20 protein-coding genes are annotated in these 17,055 nt (G+C 34.9%); all 20 read right to left on the reverse strand.

Annotated elements, in window-relative coordinates; all coding sequences use genetic code 11:
- Positions 1-18 precede the first annotated feature (18 nt).
- The gene (locus tag J2Z81_RS01495; protein WP_029267899.1) at positions 19-699 is read right to left on the reverse strand and encodes a zinc metallopeptidase; all 681 of its coding nucleotides are present in this window, start codon (positions 697-699) and stop codon (positions 19-21) included.
- Positions 700-759: 60 nt separating this feature from the next.
- Entirely contained in the window at positions 760-1,023 is a 264-nt protein-coding gene (locus J2Z81_RS16030) for a sporulation protein YpjB (protein WP_226374312.1), read from the reverse strand.
- 90 nt (positions 1,024-1,113) lie between these two features.
- The gene (locus J2Z81_RS01505; RefSeq protein ID WP_029267897.1) at positions 1,114-1,689 is read right to left on the reverse strand and encodes a DUF1405 domain-containing protein; all 576 of its coding nucleotides are present in this window, start codon (positions 1,687-1,689) and stop codon (positions 1,114-1,116) included.
- Positions 1,690-1,823: 134 nt separating this feature from the next.
- Positions 1,824-2,600, reverse strand: a complete 777-nt coding sequence (locus J2Z81_RS01510; RefSeq protein ID WP_029267895.1) for a menaquinol-cytochrome c reductase cytochrome b/c subunit — start codon at positions 2,598-2,600, stop codon at positions 1,824-1,826.
- Between the two features lie 15 nt (positions 2,601-2,615).
- A complete protein-coding gene (gene qcrB, locus J2Z81_RS01515) occupies positions 2,616-3,290 on the reverse strand; it encodes a menaquinol-cytochrome c reductase cytochrome b subunit (RefSeq protein WP_029267893.1) in 675 nt (224 codons plus the stop codon).
- Between the two features lie 6 nt (positions 3,291-3,296).
- Positions 3,297-3,827 carry a QcrA and Rieske domain-containing protein gene (locus J2Z81_RS01520; protein ID WP_029267891.1) on the reverse strand — a complete coding sequence of 177 codons (531 nt, stop codon included), beginning with the start codon at positions 3,825-3,827 and terminating at the stop codon, positions 3,297-3,299.
- A gap of 155 nt (positions 3,828-3,982) precedes the next feature.
- Complete coding sequence (locus J2Z81_RS01525; RefSeq protein ID WP_029267890.1) at positions 3,983-4,441, reverse strand: YpiF family protein; 459 nt, start codon at positions 4,439-4,441, stop codon at positions 3,983-3,985.
- Between the two features lie 92 nt (positions 4,442-4,533).
- Positions 4,534-5,109 (reverse strand): ReoY family proteolytic degradation factor, encoded by a 576-nt coding sequence (locus tag J2Z81_RS01530; RefSeq protein WP_029267888.1) that lies wholly within the window; start codon positions 5,107-5,109, stop codon positions 4,534-4,536.
- Between the two features lie 35 nt (positions 5,110-5,144).
- Positions 5,145-6,407, reverse strand: coding sequence for a tetratricopeptide repeat protein (locus J2Z81_RS01535; protein ID WP_029267886.1), 1,263 nt, complete (start codon positions 6,405-6,407; stop codon positions 5,145-5,147).
- Between the two features lie 125 nt (positions 6,408-6,532).
- The gene (aroA, locus tag J2Z81_RS01540; protein ID WP_029267884.1) at positions 6,533-7,825 is read right to left on the reverse strand and encodes a 3-phosphoshikimate 1-carboxyvinyltransferase; all 1,293 of its coding nucleotides are present in this window, start codon (positions 7,823-7,825) and stop codon (positions 6,533-6,535) included.
- Between the two features lie 29 nt (positions 7,826-7,854).
- Positions 7,855-8,958 carry a prephenate dehydrogenase gene (locus J2Z81_RS01545; RefSeq protein ID WP_029267882.1) on the reverse strand — a complete coding sequence of 368 codons (1,104 nt, stop codon included), beginning with the start codon at positions 8,956-8,958 and terminating at the stop codon, positions 7,855-7,857.
- A complete protein-coding gene (hisC, locus tag J2Z81_RS01550) occupies positions 8,955-10,058 on the reverse strand; it encodes a histidinol-phosphate transaminase (protein ID WP_029267880.1) in 1,104 nt (367 codons plus the stop codon). The genes J2Z81_RS01545 and hisC overlap by 4 nt, the downstream gene beginning before the upstream one ends.
- 13 nt (positions 10,059-10,071) lie before the next feature.
- Positions 10,072-10,437, reverse strand: coding sequence for a chorismate mutase (gene aroH, locus J2Z81_RS01555; protein WP_029267878.1), 366 nt, complete (start codon positions 10,435-10,437; stop codon positions 10,072-10,074).
- A 41-nt stretch (positions 10,438-10,478) separates the two neighbouring features.
- Entirely contained in the window at positions 10,479-11,561 is a 1,083-nt protein-coding gene (gene aroB, locus J2Z81_RS01560) for a 3-dehydroquinate synthase (RefSeq protein ID WP_029267876.1), read from the reverse strand.
- On the reverse strand, positions 11,561-12,727 hold the full coding sequence (gene aroC, locus J2Z81_RS01565; RefSeq protein ID WP_029267874.1) for a chorismate synthase: 1,167 nt from the start codon (positions 12,725-12,727) through the stop codon (positions 11,561-11,563). The genes aroB and aroC overlap by 1 nt, the downstream gene beginning before the upstream one ends.
- A 178-nt stretch (positions 12,728-12,905) precedes the next feature.
- Positions 12,906-13,679, reverse strand: a complete 774-nt coding sequence (locus J2Z81_RS01570; protein ID WP_226370584.1) for a CheR family methyltransferase — start codon at positions 13,677-13,679, stop codon at positions 12,906-12,908.
- Positions 13,680-13,781: 102 nt separating this feature from the next.
- A complete protein-coding gene (ndk, locus tag J2Z81_RS01575; protein ID WP_029267870.1) occupies positions 13,782-14,228 on the reverse strand; it encodes a nucleoside-diphosphate kinase in 447 nt (148 codons plus the stop codon).
- Positions 14,229-14,309: 81 nt separating this feature from the next.
- A complete protein-coding gene (hepT, locus tag J2Z81_RS01580; RefSeq protein ID WP_029267868.1) occupies positions 14,310-15,281 on the reverse strand; it encodes a heptaprenyl diphosphate synthase component II in 972 nt (323 codons plus the stop codon).
- Positions 15,282-15,325: 44 nt separating this feature from the next.
- Positions 15,326-16,036 carry a demethylmenaquinone methyltransferase gene (menG, locus tag J2Z81_RS01585; RefSeq protein ID WP_029267866.1) on the reverse strand — a complete coding sequence of 237 codons (711 nt, stop codon included), beginning with the start codon at positions 16,034-16,036 and terminating at the stop codon, positions 15,326-15,328.
- Positions 16,037-16,039: 3 nt separating this feature from the next.
- A complete protein-coding gene (locus J2Z81_RS01590; protein ID WP_051681408.1) occupies positions 16,040-16,834 on the reverse strand; it encodes a heptaprenyl diphosphate synthase component 1 in 795 nt (264 codons plus the stop codon).
- Positions 16,835-17,055: the final 221 nt, after the last annotated feature.

Raw genomic sequence — 17,055 nt, forward strand, 5'->3', positions numbered from 1 at the left:
TCCGTGACGGCCATTTTTTTATTCATTACTTGCCAAAAACATCATCACAAATCGGATTAATTCAGCGACTGCTACTAGCGCTGCTGCAACATATGTTAGTGCTGCTGCATTTAAAACTTTTTTGGTTTCGCGTTCTTCATTGTTTTTAATAATACCTGTTGATATTAATTGTGTCATCGCTCTACTTGAAGCATTAAATTCAACAGGCAATGTTACAAGCTGAAATAAAACGGCAGCGGACATAAAAATAATACCAAATAGCACTAAATTCATCATACCAAAAATAAAGCCTGCTAGAATAAGAAAAAACGACATATTTGACCCTAAACTTGCAACGGGTACTAATGCACTTCTGAATCGTAAAAATGCATATTCTTCTCCATCTTGAATTGCATGTCCGACTTCATGTGCAGCAATAGCTGAGGAAGCCATTGAGTGGCCATGATAATTATCACTAGAGAGTCGAACTACTTTTTTTCGAGGGTCATAGTGATCAGAAAGCACCCCTTTTGTTTCTTCAATTTGGACATCATATAATCCATTGTCATCTAGAATTGTACGTGCAACTTCTGCACCTGTCATTGTTGATGATGTTGGTATTTTTGAATATTTTTTATATGTTTTTTTGACTTTAGATTGCGCCCACAATGGAATAATCATAAGCAGGGCAATATAAATAATATAACCACCCAGTGACATATTCATTCCTCCTATTTTACTATATCCATAGGTCAATTTTAGTCAAAAATAGGATTAACGTCAACTATTTGAATCCTTTTCTTTTTTTTCTTCGCCTTTATATTTTCTCCAACTAACATAGGATAATGTAAAAGCTATACATCCTCCAACAATAATAATCATCCAATAAAAAGGAATCATTTCAGAATCTTTCTTAGGTGCTGTAGCAGGTTCTGGTGGAGGTTGTTCAGCCGCTTCTATTGGATTAATATTGGTTATAAAATAAATAATAATCCCTACGAGTATGATGACGAGTAATTGTATCTGAGTTTTAACAATCTTCACCATAGAGATCACCTCGCATCCATCTTGTTATACTAATGTATGTGAGGAAGTAGGAAGATATAACAATTTACTTTTACACCATAGAAAAATCTAGAAGCTATGTTTTGAAGAAAGTGTTAAACGATAAGTAATAATAATTGAGATAATACTTAGCCAAAAAGTGAAGTAGCCTATTTCGTTCATGTATTTTGTTAATGATGAATAAACCGGCATCATTTCAAAAACGTAGTCAATGATGTCATTATGTAATGTCCAAATTGCTGCAACGGCAATATGTTTTAATCTAATTGCATAATAAGGGGCATATAATAATCCTTGAATTGCCATTGCACCATGGGAAATCATTAACATATAGCCTTCCCAGCCCAAATTACCACTTAGAATTAATGTGAGAAAGTTCATAATTACAGCCCAAACACCATATTTAAACAAGGTAATCATGGCAAGTGCCTCTATGTATGGTGTGTTTTTATTAAATAAGAAAAATAATAAGAAAATGGTAAAGAATAAACTTGCTGTAGGACTATCAGGCACAAAAGCTAAAAAGATACCAGGGGTTATGGCTAATTGGCTTTTATACCAAACAAAACCGTATATGGTTCCAATTAGGTTAATCAAAAAAAGTCCAAGTAAAAATCTTTTATCAAGCAAAATATATTTAATCATGGAAAATGCCCTTTCTTTAAATGGAAATAGGATGCAAACTTATTACTAATAAAGAGAGTTCGAAACAGCTAATTAGATGAAAAGAACATCTTTACCGATACATGGCAAAGATGTTCTTCTTTTAGTTTCGTTTTTTATTCAGCCTGTTCATTCACCGAAACAATAAAATCAACTAATTGCTTTAATTCCTCATCTGACCCTGTAAATTGATCTGCTGGCATACTTCCGATACCATTTTTTGCTATATCTCCTATTTCTTCAGGAGAGTGTTCGGTTCCAATTAAGGACGGTCCTGCACTTCCTCCAGAAAGATCTTCTCCATGACAGGACATACAGTTTGATTCAAAAATAGCATATCCCGGATCTTCTTGATCAATTTCTATGTCTGATTCTGGTACAGGTTTGTTCTCTTCAGCACGTGCCTCCCAGTCAACTGCAGCTGCAGATTCATAAGTTAGCCATATAACAGAGGCTAATCCTAGCAGCATCATTGTAACAGCGATTGGACGTCGGTGTGGTCTGCGTCCAGGTCCTTTGTCTAGAAATGGTGCCAGTAATAGTCCACCAAATGCTAAACCAGGGATAATTAGAATACCAAATAATACATACGGTCCACTTGCAAAGTCATATTTTAAAAGTTCATATAAGAACAAGAAGTACCAGTCCGGCAATGGTATATAGGCAGCGTCGGTTGGATCTGCAACCCCTTCTAATGGAGAAGGATGTGCTAGTGTTAAGCTAAGGAATCCAACTAAAAATACTGATCCTACTAACCATTCTTTCAATAAAAAGTTGGGCCAAAAAGCTTCTGTTCTCCCAGGATACTCGGAATAGTCTTTGGGTATATTTGGTTTACTTTCAGCAGAAATTCGTGAGTCTCCGACAAACTTCATACCTTTTCCTCTTTGCACAGTTATCCCTCCTTTTTATAGTGGTCCAGCAATACCTTGTCTGCGAATTAAGATGAAATGTACTGCTAATAATCCAAATAATGCTGCTGGTAAGAAGAATACGTGAATTGCAAAAAATCGAGTTAACGTTTGAGCACCAACGATATCTGCATCACCAGCTAACAATGTTTTTAAATGCGTGCCGATAAATGGAACTTGTTCTGCAATTTCAAGCCCAACCTGCGTTGCAAAATAAGCTTTATTATCCCATGGCAATAAATAACCTGTAAACCCTAAGCCTAGCATAACAAAGAAAATTAATACTCCAACCATCCAGTTAAGCTCACGTGGTTTTTTATATGCTCCTTGAAAAAACACACGCATCGTATGTAATAGCAACATTACGACAACGACACTAGCGCCCCAATGGTGCATACCTCTTACTATTTGACCATGTGCTACTTCTGTTTGTAAATAATATACAGATTTCCAAGCATTTTCAATATCCGGTACATAGTACATCGTTAAAAACATTCCGGAAAGAATCTGTATAACTACAACAAAGAACGTTAAGCCACCGAAACAGTATACAAATGCTGAAAAATGGTGAGCGGGGTTAACGTGTTCTGGCACTTCATGGTCAGCAATATCACGCCATATAGGCGTAATGTCTATGCGGTCATCAATCCAGTCATATATTTTTTGTAGCATGTTTTATTACGCCTCCTCTCTTGGTTTTGCCTCTTCTCGTGTTCTAACTTTACCCAGGAACAACATTCCATTTTCAATTTTTTGATCATATTCGTCCAATGGTGCCAAAGGTGGAGTATGCGGAACGTTCGTCCCATCTTTATAATAGCGACCATTATGACAAGGACAGAAAAATTCGTTAGGGTAATCTTCATTACCTTCCCAGGATACGACACAACCAAGGTGCTTACATACTGGAGAAAACGCTACAATTTCGTTTTTGTCATTCTTAAATACCCATGCCGATTTACTAACTTCTGATTCATACCATCCATCAACTTGATCAATTTTCCAGTCGACACGTTGTGGTTCTGTTGTTATATCATCAACAGCCAAGCCAACATTTGTAAAGTCGCCACCACCTGATGTCTGTAAAACTGGGTCGACAGCCATTCGTAACATTGGAACAAGCATGCCTGCAGCCATAAATCCACCTAAACCAGTAAGTGTGTAATTCAGAAATGTTCGACGGGATACTTGTTGCTTTTCTTCACTCATGATTTTCCCCCCTTATACAATAATCACGGACAAATAATGTTAAATCAGATTACTAGGACATTACCATAATAGCTTAAACTACTTGTCTGGTCAATATATTTCATTTTTTTACCTCAAAAATTCAAAAACAGGCTTTAATTGAGAGGTGAAATTTATTACCAATAGGATTGGATAAGCTCGCTGATTTGTTCCACCTGTCCATGTATAAAAGTGTGCATTTCTTTGGAATGTAAATCACCCGATTGTATTCCAGGGAGCCACAGTAAATGTCCGTTTAAAGATTCTTCATGTTTTTTCCAAGTTGAGTCAAATGTGATTAAGAAAATATGCTCAAATGGTTGTGTTGTTATTTCCTCAATCCAAGCATTAATTCGTTCTACTTCTGTTGTTTTATCAGTACTTTTTAAATAATTATAATCAGGAGTCAACATTATTCTGCCTGTAAGCTCTTGTTCGATTTCCGTTAAAAAAATGGATAGGACTTCCCGTTGAAATGCGCTTTTTTCTAATTCGGCATTCTGTGATAGATGGAAAGGCATTAATGGGAGCACTATGGTGTCTACATATTCCTTAGCTTGTACATATTGCTTGAGATTTTCCTTGTTCCACTTCATGCTTTTTAAACCTTCTTTCTATTCTTTCGCAAAGATGTAAAAATATAATACTATTTCCTAAATAATATCGTATGAATGCAAAAAAAATCAACCTATTGCATAAGTGTTTTAGGTTGATTCAAATAAGCTTCTTCTAACTTTCGGAGCTTTTCCGACAAATCCATGAATTTTTTTTCATTCATTTCATCTAATGCACAGTCAATTTGGTGTTTAAGTGTTTTTCTTTTATAATCAAAAAGCGATTTATCCATTATTCTTTTAGCTATTTGTTTATCTTTTTTTGTAATGAAATATTCATTAGGTATATAGGGGTTTTCTTCTAAGACTGCCACGTAAAAAGCACTTTGTTTTGCATTCTTAAAGTTTAACTGGATATATAGAGGTTCATCTTGATTTAGTCGTATATCATGAAAAGATTTCTCAGCATCCGTTGTTACTAATTGTTTTTTATAAAATCGAAATGGTACCTCATCAGAACAATACGTAGTAATGATGATCCCTCTGGGGCAAAATTTAGCTTCTCTTACAAAATGTACATTTGCTAAAATTTCACTATGGTTAACTAAATAATTTAATATCCAGACGCTTTCACGTTTTTTCAGTTGATAATGATTTAAAAACCATTGAATAAAACTTTTCTTGTCTTGTACGGAAATAGGAGTCTGCATCCGTATGTTCTACCCCCTTTAAAGTTTACTCTTTATCAACTTTCATTTGATTGTTTTAAGCGCTCTAAATATTCCTCTACTTCCATATCTAAAGGCTGTTGGATTAAATATGATTCTAAAATTGAAATTGCCTCTCTCATCCTCCCTTCTTCGATTAGAAAGTATCCATATTCTTTTAAAAACTCACTATCTTGGTTAAGGCTATTATATGCCTCGGTATAATGCTTTAATGCATTTTTATATGATTCAGTTTCAACAAATGCCCGGGCTAGCTCCCATTCGTATAATGGATCGTTTGCACCAGCGGTTTTTATATTCGTTATCAGATCAATAATATCTGTAAATTTATCTTTTTCTTTTAACATTTTAATCAAAAACATAATTGCTTCTTTATAATCAGGATCTAATGCAATTGCTTCACGGATATAGCTTTCACTTTCCGCATTCTTACTGAGTTGATGTGCTAAAGCACCGGCATAAAAATAAAGTTCTTTATTATATTCATCAATTTTTAATCCCTTTTTTGCGGTTTTATACGCTTCCTCAATCAGCTCTTCCTCTTCATATGCTTTAGCTAACTGATCATAAACAGTATGATAATAAGGGTCATTTTTAATGACTTGTTCCCATACTTTAATGGCTATATCTTGTCGATTTGCTTGAGAAGCTGTAAATCCATATTTAAATAAAGCATCTGCATTTTCATTATCAATGTTTTGGAAATATTGCAAGGCGATTTCATATTCGCCTGTGGCGGCATACGCTTCCGCTAATCGTTCGTTAATCGAAATAGTTGCTATTTCTTCTGCTTTTAATTTGACCTTCTCATAATATGTTATTGCTTTTTGGTATGCACCTGTCGAAAATAACAATTCTGCGAGCGCGAAATCGATGATGACTTCATTTGGTTCCAGTTGTTTTGCTGTTAACAGTTTTTGTTCTGCAACTTCGAATAAACCCTGTGCCTGGTACAAATCTGCTAGTTGAAGTAATGCTTGTATATAGGTTGGATCATCAATATCAATGTCACTTAATATGTTAATTGCTCTTTCATCATCTTCTAATTCTATATATATATCAGCGAGTATGATTTTTATGTTATTTTCATCTGGATACATTTGTAATAACTGAGTCAGGATACCCCTTGCCTCTTGTAAGAAGCCCCAATTCATATAAAGTTCAGCTATTGTATATTTTTCTTCATCATTTGATAATGGTAAATAATTCTCAAGTAGTTCTAACGCCTTATCTGTTTGTTTATTTTCCATTAATTGGATTGCTTCCATAACTGTTTCCATTTTAGGAACATCCTCTCTATATACATCAATAATTCTTTAGTAAACCTTATGATACAGAAAAGCTCTTTTTTGTTCAATCAAATAAGATAGCTAAAAAAGGAACCTACTATTTTGTAGATTCCTTCTTATTCATTAAGTATTAGCTTTAAATCTTCGAAAAATTTCGGATATGAAATGGCAATCGAAGAAGAATCATCGAGGATAACAGGCTCACTTGCTATTAGTGAGGCAATCACGTTTGTCATTGCAATTCTATGGTCGTGATAAGATGCTATTTTCCCACCACGTAAAACAGTTTTACCCTGAATGATCATTCCGTCTTGTGTAGCTTCAATTCTAGCGCCTAATCGGGATAAATTATCTACAATAGCTGCAATTCGATCTGTTTCTTTTACCCGCAATTCTTCTGCGTTTTTAATTATTGTAGTCCCTTCGGCTTGTGTAGCCAATAAAGCGATAACAGGAATTTCGTCGATTAACCGCGGGATAACATCCCCTTCAATCGTCGTGCTTCGCAAATTTGCGTATGTAATTTCAATATCTCCAAAAACCTCACCGCTAGTCGTTGATTGGTTTTGGATATGAATATTTGCTCCCATTCTTTTAAGAACATCAATTATCCCTGTTCGTGTTTTATTTAAACCTACGTTCCTTAATATTAAATTACTTCCAGGTACAATTGCGGCCGCAACCAGAAAGAAAGAAGCGGAGGAAATATCTCCTGGAACGTGAACATCCGTCGCATCCAAATGTTTTTGACTTGTTATGGTAATCCCATTTCCCTTTATGGTTATATCGGCACCAAAGGCACGCAACATTTGCTCCGTATGGTTTCTTGTAGGGGTTTCTTCAATAACAGTTGTTTCTCCCTTTGCCAATAAACCAGCTAGTAAAATTGCAGATTTTACTTGGGCACTCTTTACGGGAAGTGCATAGGTAATACCTTGAAGGTCTCCTCCTCTAACGGAGAGCGGTAAATATCCTCCTTTTTCTCTTCCGTCGAAAATTGTTCCCATTCTTTGTAAAGGGATTGTTACACGATCCATTGGTCGTTTCGTTAAAAAGGGATCTCCATAGACAGTGGAGAAAAAGGGTAATCCAGCCAGGACCCCCAGCATTAATCTAGCCGTTGTTCCAGAATTTCCAAAGAACAATGGGGTTTGAGGTTCTGTGAATGTCGAAATCCCGTTACTCTCAACAAGAATCGACGTATCATTTTTATCAATGGATACACCTAATGCTTGAAAGGCATTTATGGTTCGTTTGCAATCTTCACTATCTAAAAAATTGGTAATTCTTGTAGTTCCTTTTGCCATTGAACCTAAAATTACCGCCCGATGAGAAATGGACTTGTCGCCAGGAATTGTTATCTCTCCTGCTATCGCTTTGGTACAAGGTTGTAATGTTACTTCATTCATATTCTCCCCCCTGTTCATAATAAATGTATTTAACTGGTTTCTATCATTGTCTCAAAGCCATCTTTCTGTAATAAATGATAGCTTTGTTTTTGATCTTCAAGTGTTGAAACACTTAATCTTAGAGCACCGTTAATTCCATCACGAATTTCCAGTATTTGTAAATTTTTTATACTTATTTGTTCATTGGCCAGTAGCTGTACCACCGAGGCAATTGCACCCGGTTTGTCTCTTATATCAATATACAAATCGTAAAATGAAGGAATAGCTCCCTTTTTAGTCTGGCCTAAACCATCTCTATAATCTTTAGCTTGTTGTAAGTAAGCGATCATATGCTGTTTTTTGTTTCTTTCTACCAACTCTTTCAATGACGTCATTTCAGCTATCCATTCATCTAAAAGATGCACCATTTTAGCTCGATTATGATAAAAGATATCTTGCCACATTTCAGGATTGCTCGACGCTATTCTAGTGATGTCCCGGAATCCCCCTGCAGCTAAGTGTGGCAAGTATGGATGGGCTGATTCCCAACTTTTTGCCTGATGTACGAGTGCTGATGCAATCAAATGCGGAAAGTGGGAAATCACCCCAGTCATTTCATCGTGTTCGGTTGGGTCTAAAATAACAAAATGGCTTTTTGTTTGTTTTAATGTCTCTTTTAGTATGTCTACTTTTGTTTTGGATTTGTAGGTAGTAGGTGTTAATACATAAATAGCGTTTTCAAATAAATGTTCTTTTGCTGCTGTAACACCCTTTTTATGTGAACCGGCCATCGGATGACCGCCAATAAAAATAATGCGATCATTCGATAACAAGTTTGCTTCTTTTATGATCGAGCTTTTAACAGATGCAACATCAGATACAATGACATCATGCTTAAATACCATGCTGTTTAATTCTTGCATCAATTTGATTGTTTTTGATATTGGCGTGGCTAAAATAATGATATCGGATTGCCTCGCTGCCTGTTTAAAATTGGAAAAAGATTTATGAATGAGATCATTTTTGCATGCATATTCAAGTGTTTCTGCATTTACATCATAACCGATCACACGATCTTGTCCAGCAAGTGCAATTCCTTTAGCAAGTGACCCGCCAATCAAACCTAACCCGGCTATTAATACTGTTCGTGTCACGATTTTATCTCCTTGCTCACACTAGAATGTAAATGTTGTAGTAAATCTTTGAAAATATCCATCTCTTCTTCACTGCCTATAGTAACTCGTATTTTGTTTGAATCCTCTAATACCTTAACAGGTCGAACAATGTACCCTCTTTCTAATAAATAGTTGAACATTTCCTCTCCATCAATCGGTGTTGTGATTAAAATAAAATTAGTTTGCGAATCATAGGAATGCCACCCGAGGTCCTTCAAAAATTGCTGTAGATTTTCTCTAATTGCTTTATTTCTTTGTACTGTCTCCTCAATAAATTCATCATCGGATAAAGCAATCAAAGCTGCTTTTTGAGCTAGTGATGAGGTGTTAAAAGGGCCTCTGGCAACCTCTAATTTAGCAATAAGTTCCTTATTAGCAATTCCGTATCCAATACGTAACCCAGCTAATCCATATGCTTTTGAAAAAGTTCTTAGCGATATAAGGTTTGGAAAATCTGAAAAATGTTCAATTATTTTGCTATCAAATTCCGTTTCAACATATTCAAAATACGCTTCATCCAGTACAACAAGTACGTGCTTTGGGCATTTATTCATAAAGTCATAAAGCTCCTCTTTTGGAATAAGCGATCCTGTTGGATTATTTGGTGTACATAACCAAACAACACTTGTATTTTCATCGATTGCTTGGAGCATTCCTTTTAAATCGTGATATCCATCGAGTGTTGGAATTTCTTTTATAGTTGCTCCCTCAATTGTAGCATTATGTTTATATTGGGGAAATGTAGGTGCGGCCATCACAGTATTTACACCTGGATATAAAAATGCCCTAGAAATAATCTGGATTAGCTCATCTGATCCGCCTCCAAAGATGATCTGATCTTCCTCGACATTTAATTTTTTTGCCAGTGCATTTCGTAGTTCGCTAGTGTGCCCATCAGGATAGGTATTTAAACCGTGATCTAAGGAAAGGGAATTTTTAACTTGATCAGAATAGCCAAAAGGATTTTCATTAGAAGCTAATTTTATTATTCTATCTAGCCCATATTCTCTTTTTACTTCTTCTGTTTGTTTTCCTTGTTGGTACGGAGTAAGCTTTTTTAATGCGTGTTTACTTTTCATCATTTTTCTAACCTCATTTCTGTATTAAGTCTGGTCGTAATTGGGTTGCATCATTATGAAAAACATGTTGTATGCTATCTTGCTCTATCTTTGTATTAACAACCATCATTACTCGGATGCAACGGGATAAGCTATTTGGTACATCAATTTCTTTCATGCACATAACAGGTACATAAGTCCAGCCAGGTATTTGCCGTAAGGATTTAGCTGGAAAAGTGGCATTTAAATCTTCTGTTACAGATATAAAAACATGAGAGATTGTTTCAACTATTACATTATTTTTTGAAACCATTTCCTCCACAAGTGTCTTTGTGTTTATAAGTATTTGAGTTTCGTTATTTTCAGTGACTGTTGTAGCACCGCGTATTCCACGCATCATTTATCCACCAACTTTCCTCAAGTATATTTTTCGAAGGGAGTTTAGTTCCTTATTTTTACTTGGATATACTCTAGAAATGCCTGTAATTGAAAATATAATGCATTATCGTCTACTTCTATCACACAAGGTTCGGCAATTTCTTTTAAAAGAACCATCTGAATATTATTATTTACTGCTTTCTTGTCGGATTTCATTTTAGCCATCAATACTTCCGGGTTAAGAGCAGGTAACTGGAATGGATATTTATTTGATTGAAACCATTTTTTTAGATCCTCTAATGGGAGCTTATTATTAAAATGATTTTCACTGACGAAAAGTGCAAATAACAATCCAAGTGCTACTGCTTCACCATGTGTAATTGTTCCATATCCTAGCTCTGCTTCTAACGCATGAGCTAATGTATGGCCAAGGTTTAAGTATTTTCTGATTCCAGCTTCTTTCTCGTCTTCTTCTACAATTTTAGCTTTTATCTTTATACCCTTTTTTAAATGATCAATTAACTTAAAATTGTCAATATGGTTTAAGTTTGTATTTAATAATGTATGAAAAAAGCTTTTATTGGCAATAAGTGCTTCTTTTACCAGTTCTGCGTAACCAGATCTAACTTCTTTTTTCTTTAATGATTGTAACGTGTTTACATCATAGACAACCATTTTTGGGGGATAAAAACTGCCGATTAAATTTTTACCCAGTTTATGATTGATAGCTACCTTTCCCCCAACACTACTATCATGAGCTAGAATGGTGGTAGGTACTTGGATATAATTAATGCCGCGCATAAAGGTTGCAGCTGCAAATCCTGCTAAATCTCCTACAACACCACCGCCTAAAGCAATAATTAGCGATTCTCTATCTAAATGACTTTCAATCGCTTTGGTTTGAATACGATGAAATTGTTCCATGCTTTTTGATTGTTCACCCACAGGTACGATAATAGAATAAATGTTTGATTGAGGTAATACCTGAATTAGATCGTTTAAATAAAGGTCAGCCACTTTTTCATCAGTTACTACTAGAATAGATGAATACTTTTTAGTTATGTAATGACTAAGGTCATATCGGATATTCTCTCCAATATGAATGGCATATGAATGGGAACTCGACTGAATTATAATAGGTTCCACTAAAAGCACCTTGTCTCTTCACGGTACGCTTCTATTGCTTTTTTTAGCTGTGGGAACTGATCGCTTGTAAATTGTTCTGTAATGGCTTTAGCTAGCTCAAATGCTACAACATGTTCCATTACTACTGCTGCAGCAGGTACAGCACATGCATCCGACCTCTCAACAGTGGCCTTAAACGGATCTTTTGTTTCAATATCAACACTTTGTAGTGGCTTTAGCATTAATGTAGGTATTGGTTTCATAATCCCTTTTACAACAATTGGCATACCAGTTGTCATTCCGCCTTCAAAACCACCAAGGCGATTGGTTGATCGATAATATCCTTGTTTCTCGTTCCATGCAATTTCATCATGAACATTACTGCCATTCATTTTTGCAGCTTGGAATCCAATACCAAATTCGACGCCTTTAAACGCATTAATGCTAACAACACTGCCAGCTATTTTGCTATCGAGCTTCCTGTCGTAATGTACATACGAACCGATCCCTGCTGGCATTCCCTCTACATATACCTCTGTAACACCACCAATTGAATCACCTTCTTTTTTTGCCTGGTCAATTGCATCCATCATTTTAACTTCTGCATCGGCATCTAAAGTCCTAACAGGCGAAGACTCGGAAATCTCCATACGTTCTTTCATTGTAAATTCATTTTCCTTTGCACATATACCGCCTATTTCTTTTACATATCCACAGACTTTGATTCCCAAATGCTTTAGCAATGTTTTTGCAACTGCACCAGCAGCCACACGGACGGTAGTTTCACGTGCCGAAGATCTTTCCAAAACATTTCGTATATCGCGATGACCATATTTAAGTGCACCATTTAAATCTGCATGCCCAGGTCTAGGTCTGCTTACTACACGTCTTAATTTAGTATTATTTTCGATGGGGTCTTCCCCCATAATATCAATCCAGTGTTTAAAATCATCATTATGCACGACAAGGGATATTGGTGAACCTAATGTATAACCGTGACGAACACCGCCTGTTATATCCACCAAATCTTTTTCAATTTGCATTCTTTTTCCTCTTCCATAGCCTTTTTGTCTACGCAACAATGAGCTGTTAATATCTTCTTGCACTAAAGGCATGCGCGCTGGAATTCCTTCAATGATTGTGGTTAATTGTTTTCCGTGTGATTCTCCTGCAGTTAAATAGCGCATAAAACATCCTCCATCTAAATTAATTTTGTATTACTATATCATATTTTTATTTAATTTTGGTACAATTTTAAAATATATTTATTTATAGTAAAATATAAATTTTAATTATAATTGTTTCTGTAGATTTATGCAAATTTTTATATTTTAATAAAACAAAAAATGCTCCAGTTTAAGAGCATTATTTCTTTTGATAAAAAAAAGTTTCTAATAAAGATAAATGATATTTTTGTGGGTTAAAAATTTGTTCTGTACTTCCTATGAATAAAATCCCGCTTGGAGCTAATACGCTGCTAAATTTATGATATATCGATTCTTTAGCTTCATCTGTAAAGTAAATTAACACATTTCGACAAAGAATGAGTTGAATATTTTGAGGATAACGATCTGCTAATAAGTTATGTTTTTTAAATGTAATGTTTTGTTTAAGTGTATGATTTATGTAAAAGAGATCATTATTTTTATGGAAATATTTGCGCTTTAATATAAATGGAACCTCTTTTAAAGCTTTCTCTTGATAAATTCCCTGTTTAGCTTTATCAAGTACATTTTGATCGATATCTGTAGCTAAAATTTCATAAGCAATATGTGGAAAATATTCCTTCATCATGATTGCAATGCTATAGGCTTCTTCTCCAGTTGAGCATGCGGCACTCCAAATACTTATTTTTTTATTATCTTTTATTATAAATGGAAAAATATCCTTTTTTAACGTTTCCCAACTTTTTACGTTTCGAAAAAATTCAGATACGTTGATTGTTATTCGATCGATAAATTCTTTTAGTAAAGGTTTACTTTTATCCAGTGCCTTATAGTATGCCGGAAAATTTGTATACCCATTCTTGTTACGTAATGAAGTAATCCGACGTTGCATTTGTGCCTGTTTATATAAATTTAAATCAATACCTAATTTTGATTTAATGTGCTCAACGAAATCAATATATTCTTGTGACATTTCAGTGTGCCTCTCTTTGTTTTTGTAAAAAAACCTCCGTCATAACGGAGGTTTTCATCTAAGCTCAAGCAGCAAAGTTACCTTTAAAAGCTGCTATTTTTGTTAGTACACCCAAGCACTATCGTTTTTAGAGTAGCTTAGTACTTCTTTTTCATCAAAAAATAAGTTGATTTCTCTTTCAGCACTTTCTGGAGAATCAGATCCATGAATGACGTTTTTTCCAACAGTCATACCGAAATCGCCACGAATAGTTCCTGTTGCTGCTTCTTGTGGATTTGTTGAACCCATCATATCACGTGCGATTTTAATTACTCCTTCACCTTCCCAAACCATTGCAAAAACGGGTGCAGAAGTAATAAAATCAACTAGTTCACCAAAGAATGGTCGATCTTTATGTTCACCGTAATGGTTTTTAGCGAGCTCATCTGAAATAATCATTAATTTAGCCCCTACTAATTTAAAGCCTTTCTTTTCAAATCTGCTAGTGATTTCTCCAATCAAATTTCGTTGCACACCGTCTGGTTTAACCATTAAAAATGTCTTTTCCATTTTAACACCTCTTCAATATGTATAGTAGAATATTGTGCACAGCAATTAGAATTTTAGCAAATTATAGCGAAAAAGACAAAGTTAGGAGCGCCTTTTTCCGATATATTTTGCGATATTTACTAAAGTTAGTTTTGCTTTATGATTCGGAAATGAATCTAACGCTTGTAAAGCTTTATCTAAATATTGATTACTTAATTTATATGCAGTCTCAATGGCATTCGTTGTATTCAGTAAATCCAGCAAATGGTTAAAGTGATCTGTATCTATTGTTTCAGGATTGGAGAAGGTTTTTTTAAGTTCATTTTTAAACCCTATATCTCTCATAGCAATTAATACAGGTAGTGTCACATTTCCTTGTAATAGGTCGTTTCCTACAGGTTTACCAAGTACTTTTGCTGAAGAGGTGAAATCGAGAATATCATCTATAATCTGATAGGACATTCCAATATAATATCCATATCGATATAACATATTTGCTTCCTTCTCGGTTACTCCTGTAGCTATAGCTCCCAATTTGCAGCTCGTTGCAATTAATAAAGCTGTTTTACGTTTGATTCTACGTAAATAATCGCGCAGGTTCTGTTCCCATATATACTTGTCTTTAATTTGTTCTATTTCTCCAATAACTACTTCTACTAGAGATTCTGAGAGTAGATGATGAATGCCTGGCTCTTTGATAGTTGTAATATGCTCCAATGCACGTGCAAGTATATAGTCACCCGTATACATAGCAACTCTATTGCCATAAAGCTGTTTTATAGTGGGCTTTCCTCTTCGTAATTCCGCTTCATCAATTACATCATCATGGACAAGCGTAGCCATATGTATTAATTCCAGGGAAACGGCGACAGTTTTAATGCGGTTTATATCATAATGACCAAACCTGCCTGATAACAAAACAAAAACAGGACGAATACGCTTTCCTCCCGCTTGCAGTAATTGCGTTGATGCTTTTCTCAGCACTGGATGCCTTGCCTGGATAGCTTCATTTAAAGCATCTTCAATAATATCCAAATCTTTTTTTAAATATCCGTATGTTTTGGCTAGTTTCATGCGTGTCACCTTTTAATATTCTGTCCACTTATTATTATTTGAAATTATCTTTTAATCCCCATATGCATTGCTGCTACACCACCTGTATAAGTCTTCATCTTAACTTTAGAAAATCCAGCTTGCAGAAACATCTGCTTTAGCTCATTTTTATCAGGGAAGCTTTTTGCTGATTCGTGTAGCCAAGCGTATTCATCATAACTCTTTGCAAACAATCTGCCAAGTAGAGGCATAATAAAACGAAAGTATAAGTAATAAATTTGCCGGAATCCGAAAATAGTGGGTTGGGAAGTTTCCAAACAAACAACTTTTCCGTTTGGTTTAACAACCCGATAGAGCTCTTCTAAAACGGTTTGATAGTCTGGAACATTGCGCAAACCAAAGCCAATTGTGACGTAATCAAATGTATTATCGTCAAATGGCAGTTTCATTGCATTACCATGAATGAATTGAAGTCGTTTGTTAGGCGGTAGTTGTTTTTTCTTTTCTTTAGCGACTAAAAGCATATTCTCGCTGAAGTCCAGGCCAATTACCTTTCCATTAGCACCTACTGCTTTAGCAAGAGCGATGGACCAATCTCCTGTTCCGCAACAAACATCAAGGGCGCTTGCCCCCTCTTGAACTTGCATTAGTTTCATTACATCTTTTCTCCATGTCTTGTGCTTTTGAAAAGAAATGATTGAATTCATCTTGTCGTACTTTTTATATATATTTTCAAATACGTGATGTACACGTTCTTCTTTGGATTGTCCGTACATATCTTACCCTTCTTCCATCACAGAGGTTTTATCTCCCAGCTTTTTTAAACCAGAAAGGATGTATGTTTTAAATAATTTATGCTGATCAGAAAGCCGTAATGTGTGTTCTTCTATTCGGTTTGTGTTCTTTATAATGATATCTTTCATGCTCGTTACTATCGATGAATCATCTTGCTCTTTTGAAAAATTCAACCACGTATGAATGATTGGAGAGAAACGATTATTATCAAAATTATTTGTTTCCTCCATTAATCTTTTCGTCACTAACCATTCTTCAATAATCGGTATTAACACAGGTTTTTTTATATACTCGGCGATTTGAAGAATCAATAATGATTCTATTTTTTTCAAAAGTAAAATATAGCTTTCAAAAGAGTCTAATTCTCTATAGTATAGCTTCATTTTGTATTCATTAATTTCTTTAATTGCTGAAGCAAGAACCTGTATCATATCATAAGCTTTCAGCTCCGACAACAGAAAATAATATAGGCCACTATAGTAATCACCAGCTAAAACTGTTAATTGTTTTGAAACTCTGGTTGCTTCACTTTCTTTTTCATCATTGGATATGGGCACCATATCATGGGTATCTAATGCTATTTGTACTAGCATCGTTGTAATAATGGTCTGCTTTTTTTCGGAAGCTTTCATAGATGTATTATTTATCATTGCGTTTAAGATACAAAGTTTTTCCTCATCTATCATCGATTTTTCTATGTTTTTATCTAAATATGTATGCTGCATTTTATCTTCAATCAGCACTTTTAGTTCTTCTATTTCTTGTCTAGAGCCATGCAAAGCAACCACCTAGGTCCTTTCATTCAAACTTTAATGTTATTATAGCACAAATTATATATCATCATAACCAAAAAAATAAAGATGGCAAGACTCCATTATAGTTTATAAATGATTAATTATTTCCTCATACCTGTTGGAAGAGTTGTTTGCATTTTACCTATAATCTTAAAAGCAATATATGTACTACAAATTAGGCAGGTTGTCCATATATACACATAAAA

The organism is Virgibacillus alimentarius (assembly GCF_017874635.1).
Lineage (GTDB): Bacteria > Bacillota > Bacilli > Bacillales > Amphibacillaceae > Virgibacillus_B > Virgibacillus_B alimentarius.